Here is an 8,413-nt window from a genome sequence, read left to right on the forward strand (position 1 = left end):
TCGCCGGCACGGTGCGGGCGCGCGGCTACCTGGGTGACCAGGTCGAATACCTGCTGGACTCGCCGCTGGGGCCGGTCAAGGGCTTGTGCGATGCCGCCGAGGCTCGCTGGCGCGAAGGCGAGACCGTGCACTTCGCGCTGCCGCTCGCAGCGGCCGTCTGCCTGCGCGACTGACGCACCATGAGCAACCGCAAGATCTGGCTGGACACCGACCCCGGCTTCGACGACTGGTTCACCATGCTGCTGCTGGCCGCCAATCCGGCGTTGGACTGGGTGGGCACCAGCGTGGTCGCGGGCAACGCGCCCCTGGCCGCCACCTTCGACAACGCGCAGCGCATCCAGTCCCACTACGGCCTGAGCGCGCCGCTCTACAGCGGCTGCGACCAGGCCCTGGCGGGTGGCAACGAGACCGCGCAGCATGTGCTGGGCGCCAGTGGCATGAAGACCACCGGCGAGCCGTTGCCACCGGTGGCTGCCACGGCCGCAGGCAGCGGCCCGCATGCCGTGCAAGCCTTGATCGATGCTGTGCGCCGCCACCCGGGCGAGCTCAGCATCCTGGCCATCGCACCGCTGACCAACCTGGCCACTGCGCTGCGCCAGGCGCCAGACATCGCCGCGTCCATCCCCGAGATCCTGCTGATGGGCGGCTCCACCGACGGCGGCAACCAGACCGCCGCCGCCGAGTTCAACATCCATGCCGACCCCGAGGCCGCCAGCGAAGTCTTCAATGCCGGCATTCCGTTGCGCATGTTCGGCCTCAACCTGTGCCGCCAGATCACGCTCACCCAGGCCGAGGTTCGCCAGGTGCGGGCGCTGGCCAGCCCAAGGGCGCAATGGTTCGCGGGCTACCTGGACGCCTACCAGCGCATCCGCAGTGCGGACGGCGCGGTCCCCATGCCACTGTACGACCCGGTCGTGGCCGCCTACCTCAGCCACCCCGAGCACTTCGAGTTCCGGCCGGCGCAGGTGGACATCGAACTGCAAGGCCGCTTCACCCGCGGCATGACGGTCTGCGAATTCCGGCCGGCCCACCAGCGCAAGCCACCGGTGCAGGTGGCCATGCGCATTGATGCTGGCCAGGCCCTGCCGGCCCTCATGGATCGCTTGATCTATTGCCTGGGCTGAGCGCCCTAGGGCGCATCACTCCGCCATTTCCTCACGAACAAGAAGACAGACATGTTCCAGAGCGCCTCGTGCGAGGCGGCTGACCCCCGGTCGCCACTCGAAAGATTCCTGCACGCCATGCCCAAGGTGGAACTGCATTGCCACCTGTTCGGCACCGTGCGACAGCAGACCTTCCAGGCCCTGGCCAGGAAGGCGCAGGCACCCATCAGCGAGGACACCATCGAGGCCTTCTACACCCGCGGCGAGAAGCCCGTGGGCGTGTTGCGCGTGCTGCGAGCGCTGGACCGTGAGCTCATCGTCGCCGCGGACGATCTGTACCGCCTCACCCGCGAGTACCTCGAAGACGCGCGCCAGCATGGCGTGCTCTACGCCGAGTTTTTCTGGAACCCCACCGGCACGATGCAGGTCTCCCGCATTCCCTATGTGGCGGCGCAGAGCGCCATCGTGCAGGCCATTCGAGATGCCGAGCGCGACCTGGGCATCATCGGCCGTCTGGTGCCCAGCATCGACCGTGAAGCCACCACGGACGACGCCGTGGAGATGGTGCGCCTGGTTGCGGCCCATCGGGCGCCCGAGGTCCTCGGCATTGGCATCGACTACAACGAAGTCGGCCACCCACCGGAGCTGTTCTGGGAGGCTTATCGGGACGCGCGCCGCGCCGGCCTCAAGACCACCGCGCATGCCGGTGAATTCGGCACGCCCTGGACCCATGTCGAGACCGCCATCGACCAGTTGCAGGTCGACCGCGTGGACCATGGCTACACCGTGATCGACAACCCGGCGCTGGTGCGCCGCTGCATCGAGCGCAACCTCGTCTTCACCGTCGTGCCCACCAACTCCTATTACCTGCGCACCCTGGCGCCGGAGCGCTGGGCGCTGGACCACCCGATCCGCGAGATGGTGCGCCTGGGCCTGCGCGTGCACCCCAACACCGACGACCCGACGCTGCACCACGTCACGCCCACCCGCGCCTGGCTGATGATGGCCCAGGACTTCGGCTTCGACCTGCCGGCCTTGAAGGGCTTCATGCTCAATGGCCTGGACGCCGCCTGGATGGACGACGATCTGCGGCAGGCCTGGCGCCAGGCCTGGAGTCTGCAGTTCGACAGCCTGAGTGCTCAGCTGCTGCCTCCCGCCGCAGCTCAGGGCCCGGGCGGCTGGCCTCTCAGGCCTCGCTGATCCGTTCCCAGCCCAGGCCGAACTTCTGCAGGTACTTGCGCAGCCGGTCGGCATCGTTGACCACGCTGCGCTGCGTGCGGCTGACGTGGAACAGCTGCCGGCCGGCGTCCGACAGGCTCTTGGCGCTGCGGCACACGCGCAGCACCGATTGCAGTTGCAGGCGGTCGAACAAGTCCAGCGCGTCCGCCGTTTCGTCGCCCAGCAGGGCGTGCAGGTCGATGTCGGTTTCGGCGCCACTGCTCGGCTCGTCCTGCCGCTTCCACAGCCAGCGCAACCGAGCGATCTCTGCGTCCACCAGGTCCACGCCGATGCGCCCGCCCTCGGCCAGCGTGGCCAGCCGCGTGACGGACGCGCTGAGGTCGCGGAAGTTGCCGTTCCAGGTGGCTTCGGCTGACTGCGCGAAGCGCAGGTAGCGGGCCTTGGCTTCGGCGTTGAAGCGCACGGCGCGGCCGGTGTCCTGCGCGCTCAAGGCCAGCAGGTGCTCGGTGTTGGGCTCGATGTCTTCGGTGCGCTGTGCGAGGCTCGGCAGGTCGTAGGTCCAGAGGTTGATGCGGGCGAACAGGTCGTCGCGGAAGCGGCCGGCCGCCACCTCGGCGCGCAGGTCGCGGTTGGTGCCGGCCAGCAGCTGGAAGTCGCTCGCCACCTCGCGGTCGCTGCCCATCGGGAAAAAGCGTTTTTCCTCGATGGCCTTCAGCAGCATGGCCTGCTCGTCCAGCCCCAGCTCGCCAATCTCGTCCAGGAACAGCAGCCCGCCGTCCGCCGTGCGCAGCAGGCCTGCGCGCTCGGTTGCTGCGCCGGTGAACGCGCCCTTCTTGTGGCCGAACAGCGCGGAGGCCGCACCGTCGCCCCGCAGCGTGGCGCAGTTCACTTCGACGAAGCTGCCTTCGAGCTGGTGCCGCGCCTTCTTCAGCTCGTACATGCGCCGCGCCAGGAAGGACTTGCCTGCGCCCGTGGGGCCCACCAGCAGGATGGGTGCCTTCGAGCGCACTGCCACCCGCTCGATCTCGGCAATCAGCGCATTGAAGCGCGGGTTGCGCGTGGCAATGCCGCTCTTCAGGAAGGCCACCGCGTCGCTCTGATCCTGGTGGAAGCGCTTGGCAATGCCGTCGTAGCGAGACAGGTCCAGGTCGATCAGCGCGATGTTGCCCGGCTCGCCCGCGCGCTGCCGCCGCGGCGGCGAGCTTTGCAGCAACACCCCCGGCAGTTGACGCGACTCGACCAGCAGGAACATGCAGATCTGCGCGACGTGCGTGCCGGTGGTGATGTGGGCCCAGTAGCGCTCGCGCTCGGCATCGAAGCGGTAGCCCTTGGCCCAGTCGTACAGCGCGGTGTAGACCTCGCCAAAGTCCCACGGGTCGGCCAGCTCGATGGGCACCAGGTTCACCGTGGTCTCGGGCGAAACATTGGCAATGTCGGCCTTCATCAGCTGCGCCAGCGCCAGGTGCGGCTTGGTGTACAGCAACTCCAGCCGGTGGATCACCGTGTCCTCGTGCTGGACCAGCGAAATCGTCGGCCGCCACTTCTCCCACCGGCCCGCGCCCTGGCCCGAGTCCAGCTGCGTGCCGAGGAATCCGATGACGACGGTCTTCTGGGAGGTTTTCATTTCTGGCTAGTTGGCTAGCTTTAATTCTAGCAATCCGATACTTCTGCCAGCAATTCGTCAGTCGACGAGTTGCTCCGAATTCAATATTTCCTTTTGGATTCAACGGCTTGCAATGTCTTCTGGCTGAGCCGAACCAGGGTTGGCACACCCCGTGCGAATAGAACGGTGTCGACCACGGAAAGTGAACGCTTCACAGGTCAGCGGTTTTGGCGAAAGCCGGCCGCGCCGGTGCGCAAGGCCTGGGTGTTGAGCCCATGGGCGGTGCGCATGCCGCGCCACTGGAAAGGGTTGATCAGGACTGGCAGGTGCCTTCGCAAGAAGCCAGGGTTCGAGTCCCGGTTGTCCACCACTTCAGCTGGACCACAAATCCAGCTTATTGAGAGCAAATAGAACAGTCGAAAGACTCCGCCGAATGCGGTGCCGCGTGGAAGGAAAGCGAAAGTGCTCCTGAAGCTCGCCATCGTCAGCGGCAGCAGCTTGTGCGGAGAGACCGCGCGACGCGCGAACGCAGTCAGCCATGGGAGGGGCGCGCTGCGATTCCCTTGCCGAGGCCCTCACCGTCCGCCGCGGCCCCTGTAACGGCACCCCAACATTGCCAAACGACGACAAGAAAAGAAAGAACGAAATGAACAAGCTGAACCAGAAATTCCGCCGCGTGGTGGTGAAGAAGAACGAACGTGGCCTGTTGTTTCGCAACGGCGATTTCGAGCGCGTGCTCCAGCCCGGCCGCCACCGCGTGTTCTCGTGGTTCGATGAACTTCGCGTGGAGACCTTCGCGATCGACCAGCCGGCGTTTTCGCACCAGTTGGCGGACTACCTGATGGCCAAGGAGCCGGCGGTGGTGGAACAAGAGTTCGTCCGCGTCGAACTCACGGACACCCAGGTTGGCCTGCGCCATGAAAACGGCGTGTTGGTCGAACTGCTGCCGCCGGCCTCGCGCAAGTTGTACTGGAAGGGCCTGACGGACGTGAAGGTCGAGGTGTTGGACCTCGCCGCAGAGCAGATCGAATTGCCGCAGGACCTGGTGTCGCGCATCACGCAGACGCAGTTGCGCCAGCGTGCCGTGGCAGGCCTGCACGGTGTGTTGCAAGGTCAGGTGTCGGAGTTCTCTCAGGGCGTGCTGTCGGTGGACGGCAAGTTCGTGAAGCTGTTGCAGCCCGGCGCGTTCGCGTTCTGGCGCTTCAACCGCACGGTGGCCGTTGAAACCGTGGACCTGCGCGTGCAGGTCTGCGAGGTGAGCGGCCAGGAGATCCTGACCAAGGACAAGGTGGCCTTGCGCTTGAACCTGACCGCCACCTGGCGCTACGCCGACGTGATGCAGGCCTTCGGCCAGCATGCCAAGCCGGCCGAGGCGCTATATCGGGAACTGCAGTTTGCGCTGCGGTCCATCGTTGGCACTCGCACGCTGGATGAACTGCTGGAAAACAAGTCGCTGATCGACGAAGGCGTGCGCGTCCAGGTCCGCGAGCGGCTGATGGAGAGCGGCCTGATGTTGGAATCGGTGGGCGTGAAAGACATCATCCTGCCGGGCGAGATGAAGACCATCCTGGCGCAGGTGGTCGAGGCCGAGAAATCGGCCCAGGCGAACGTGATCCGCCGCCGCGAAGAAACCGCGGCGACCCGATCGCTGTTGAACACCGCGAAAGTGATGGAAGACAGCCCGATCGCACTGCGCTTGAAGGAAATGGAAACGCTGGAGCGCGTGGCCGAACGCATCGACAAGATCTCGGTTTACGGCGGCCTGGAAGGCGTGCTGAACAATCTGGTGAAGCTGCGCTGAACCTGTTGAAAGAAGAATGAAATGAACACCATGAACTACAACGAAGAACAAGTCGAAGGCGGCGTGCCCATCAAGATGTGGACCCGCGGCGTGCCGGTCGAGCCCGAGGCGCATGCGCAGTTGAGCAATGCAGCGCGCCTGCCCATCGTCTTCAAGCACGTGGCGGCAATGCCGGACGTGCACCTGGGGATCGGTGCCACGGTCGGCTCGGTCATCCCGACGCTGAAGGCCATCATTCCCGCTGCGGTGGGAGTGGACATCGGCTGCGGGATGATGGCTTGCAAGACCACGCTGCGTGCCGAGGACCTGCCGGACAACCTGGGGCCGCTGCGTTCGGCCATCGAGAAGGCCGTGCCGCATGGCCGTTCGCCCAAGGGCTGGCGCCGTGACGAAGGCGCCTGGGAGAACCCGCCCAACCTGGTGGACCAGGCCTGGGCGGGGCTGGTGGACGAGTTCGAAGCGCTGTGCGAAGACCACCCGCGCCTGAAGAACACCAACAACCGCAAGCACCTGGGAACGCTGGGCACCGGGAACCACTTCATCGAGGTCTGCCTGGATGAAGCGGGGGCAGTGTGGTTCATGCTGCACTCCGGTTCGCGCGGGGTGGGGAACGCCATCGGCACCCACTTCATCGAGCTGGCGAAGAAGGACGCGGAAGTCCACCAGCGCAACCTGCCGGACCAGGACCTGGCGTACTTCGAGGAAGGCGCGCAGTACTTCGGCGACTACGTGCGTGCGGTCGGCTGGGCGCAGAAGTTCGCGGCGAAGAACCGTGAAGTGATGATGGCCAACCTGATCGCCACCGTGCGCCACGTGATCACCAAGCCGTTCGAGGCGCACGTTGAAGCGGTGAACTGTCACCACAACTACGTGCAGCAGGAACGTCACTTCGGTGAAGACGTGTTCGTGACCCGCAAGGGCGCGGTGAGCGCCAGGAAGGGGCAGCTGGGCATCATTCCCGGCTCCATGGGCGCGCGCAGCTACATCGTGCGCGGTCTGGGGAACCCGGAAAGCTTCGAGAGCTGCAGCCATGGGGCAGGCCGCGTGATGAGCCGCACCAAGGCCAAGAAACTGTTCACCGTGGCCGACCAGATCAAGGCCACCGAAGGCGTGGAGTGCCGCAAGGACGAAGCCGTCATCGACGAGATCCCGATGGCCTACAAGGACATCGACGCGGTGATGGCCGCGCAGAAGGACCTGGTCGAAGTCGTCTACACGCTGAAGCAGGTTGTGTGCGTGAAGGGATAGAGAACGGCGAGCGTTTGCATCGCCGCGGGAGAGTTGAGATGAAGAGCAACAAACAGCGGCGGACGGAGATCATGGCCAGGCGTCATGCGCGGGCTGCGGCGAAGCAAGCCGCCACGGCTCGCCGTTCCTCTGCTCGGCAGCTTTCGGAGATGACGTTCGTCGAGCCTTGGATGGTGGCCCTGAACAACAGCTTTGCTGTGCCACGGCGCCAATACTCAGACTACGCGTTCACTTGCCGCGATTGCGCAAAGCCACAAGTCTGGACTGCTGCGCGGCAGCATTGGTGGTACGAAGTGGCGGGCGGCCACGTCTGGAGCCGCGCGGTCCGCTGCGCACCTTGCCGCGAGGCGGAACGCCTGCGGGTGAAAGTTGCGCGGCAGATCGCCGAAGCGGGGCTTGCGCGCAAGCGAGAGCGTTTGGCGGTTGTCGTGGCCAGCGAGGAGCGCGCGAATGAAGCGTAATTTCCTGAAGCCAGCTACCAGCATCGAAGGTGTTCTGCGTTGCTGCACACCTGATGAAACTCTGGTTTGGGGCGAGCGCTGGCTCGATGTGTTTGGACGGAACCGGCATGGCGTCAATGCTGACGACTATCTCTGGCACGTCTTCAGCGGCGGCCGATATCCAAGCCTAGACGCCGCAGAAGCGCGTGCGGTCTACGCCGCGCATTCCGCCGAACGTTACATCCTGCTGTCGAATGATCAGCGCTCGGCCTTCGTGTTGGACCGAAAGCCTGTGAATTGGCCCGAGCGCGACTACAACGTATTTCCGGAGAACCTGGCCTGGAACATGGCCTTCACCCACGAAGAAGGGTGGCTGGGGCCGTACTTTGCAAAGCATGCCGACTACGTGCAGTTGGAGGCCGCAAACCAACAAAGGCTGGAGAAGCGCCGGCAGGCCGAGGTGGCTCGCGCCAGAGGATGGTGTTGAGCGGCGAGGCAGTGGAAGAGAGAACAACAATGCAAGACGTGATGAACAAGATGATCGAACTCGATGGCGCCGCGGGTGAGGGCGGCGGCCAGATTTTGCGCAGCGCGCTGGCGCTGGCCATGTGCACCGGGCAGGGGTTTGCGCTGCACGACATTCGCGGGCGCCGGCCCAAGCCGGGCTTGATGCGGCAGCACCTGGCTTGCGTGAATGCGGCGCAGGCGGTGAGTGGCGCGACCGTGCAGGGTGCGGAGCTGGGTTCGCGGGAGCTGGTGTTCGAGCCGGGGGCGGTGAAGGCGGGCGAGTACCGCTTTGCGGTCGGCTCGGCGGGCAGCTGCATGCTGGTGCTGCAGACCGTGCTGCCGGCGCTGATGCTGGCAGACGGGCCCAGCCGCCTGACGCTGCAAGGTGGCACGCACAACCCGATGGCGCCGAACTTCCATTTCATCGAGCGCTCGTTTGCACCGCTGCTGCGCCGCATGGGCGTGGGGCTGGACGTGACACTGCGCCGCCATGGCTTCTACCCGGCCGGCGGCGGGGAGCTGACGGCCGAGG

Annotated in this window: 9 protein-coding genes; 8 read left to right on the plus strand and 1 reads right to left on the minus strand. The window is 65.6% G+C overall.

The genetic code is table 11. The features are described 5' to 3' along the window. Positions 1-11: 11 nt before the first annotated feature. The 3 genes from FKP22_RS13680 to add all read left to right on the plus strand — a co-directional run bounded on the left by FKP22_RS13680 (position 12) and on the right by add (position 2,303). Positions 12-173, plus strand: coding sequence for a hypothetical protein (locus FKP22_RS13680; RefSeq protein WP_233446842.1), 162 nt, complete (start codon positions 12-14; stop codon positions 171-173). A gap of 6 nt (positions 174-179) precedes the next feature. Then, positions 180-1,124, plus strand: a complete 945-nt coding sequence (locus tag FKP22_RS13685) for a nucleoside hydrolase (RefSeq protein ID WP_141288038.1) — start codon at positions 180-182, stop codon at positions 1,122-1,124. Between the two features lie 117 nt (positions 1,125-1,241). Next, positions 1,242-2,303, plus strand: coding sequence for an adenosine deaminase (gene add, locus FKP22_RS13690; protein WP_231011035.1), 1,062 nt, complete (start codon positions 1,242-1,244; stop codon positions 2,301-2,303). Here add and rtcR read toward each other — a convergent pair. After that, positions 2,290-3,906: an RNA repair transcriptional activator RtcR gene (gene rtcR, locus FKP22_RS13695; RefSeq protein WP_141288040.1), complete on the minus strand. Its 1,617-nt coding sequence runs from the start codon at positions 3,904-3,906 to the stop codon at positions 2,290-2,292. The two genes, add and rtcR, sit on opposite strands and share 14 nt — an antisense overlap. Positions 3,907-4,531: 625 nt before the next feature. Here rtcR and FKP22_RS13700 point away from each other — a divergent pair. The 5 genes from FKP22_RS13700 to FKP22_RS13720 all read left to right on the plus strand — a co-directional run. Further along, positions 4,532-5,686, plus strand: a complete 1,155-nt coding sequence (locus FKP22_RS13700) for a slipin family protein (protein ID WP_141288041.1) — start codon at positions 4,532-4,534, stop codon at positions 5,684-5,686. A 21-nt stretch (positions 5,687-5,707) separates the two neighbouring features. Then, on the plus strand, positions 5,708-6,934 hold the full coding sequence (locus FKP22_RS13705) for an RtcB family protein (RefSeq protein ID WP_141288042.1): 1,227 nt from the start codon (positions 5,708-5,710) through the stop codon (positions 6,932-6,934). 38 nt (positions 6,935-6,972) lie between these two features. After that, a complete protein-coding gene (locus FKP22_RS13710; protein ID WP_141288043.1) occupies positions 6,973-7,395 on the plus strand; it encodes a zinc-ribbon domain containing protein in 423 nt (140 codons plus the stop codon). Then, positions 7,385-7,861, plus strand: a complete 477-nt coding sequence (locus tag FKP22_RS13715; RefSeq protein WP_141288044.1) for a DUF4275 family protein — start codon at positions 7,385-7,387, stop codon at positions 7,859-7,861. Before FKP22_RS13710 ends, FKP22_RS13715 begins: the two co-directional genes overlap by 11 nt. 50 nt (positions 7,862-7,911) lie before the next feature. Beyond that, the coding region (locus tag FKP22_RS13720) for an RNA 3'-terminal phosphate cyclase (RefSeq protein ID WP_141288045.1) at positions 7,912-8,413 on the plus strand (502 nt) is incomplete at its 3' end.

Source organism: Ideonella azotifigens (assembly GCF_006519715.1).
GTDB lineage: Bacteria > Pseudomonadota > Gammaproteobacteria > Burkholderiales > Burkholderiaceae_C > Ideonella > Ideonella azotifigens.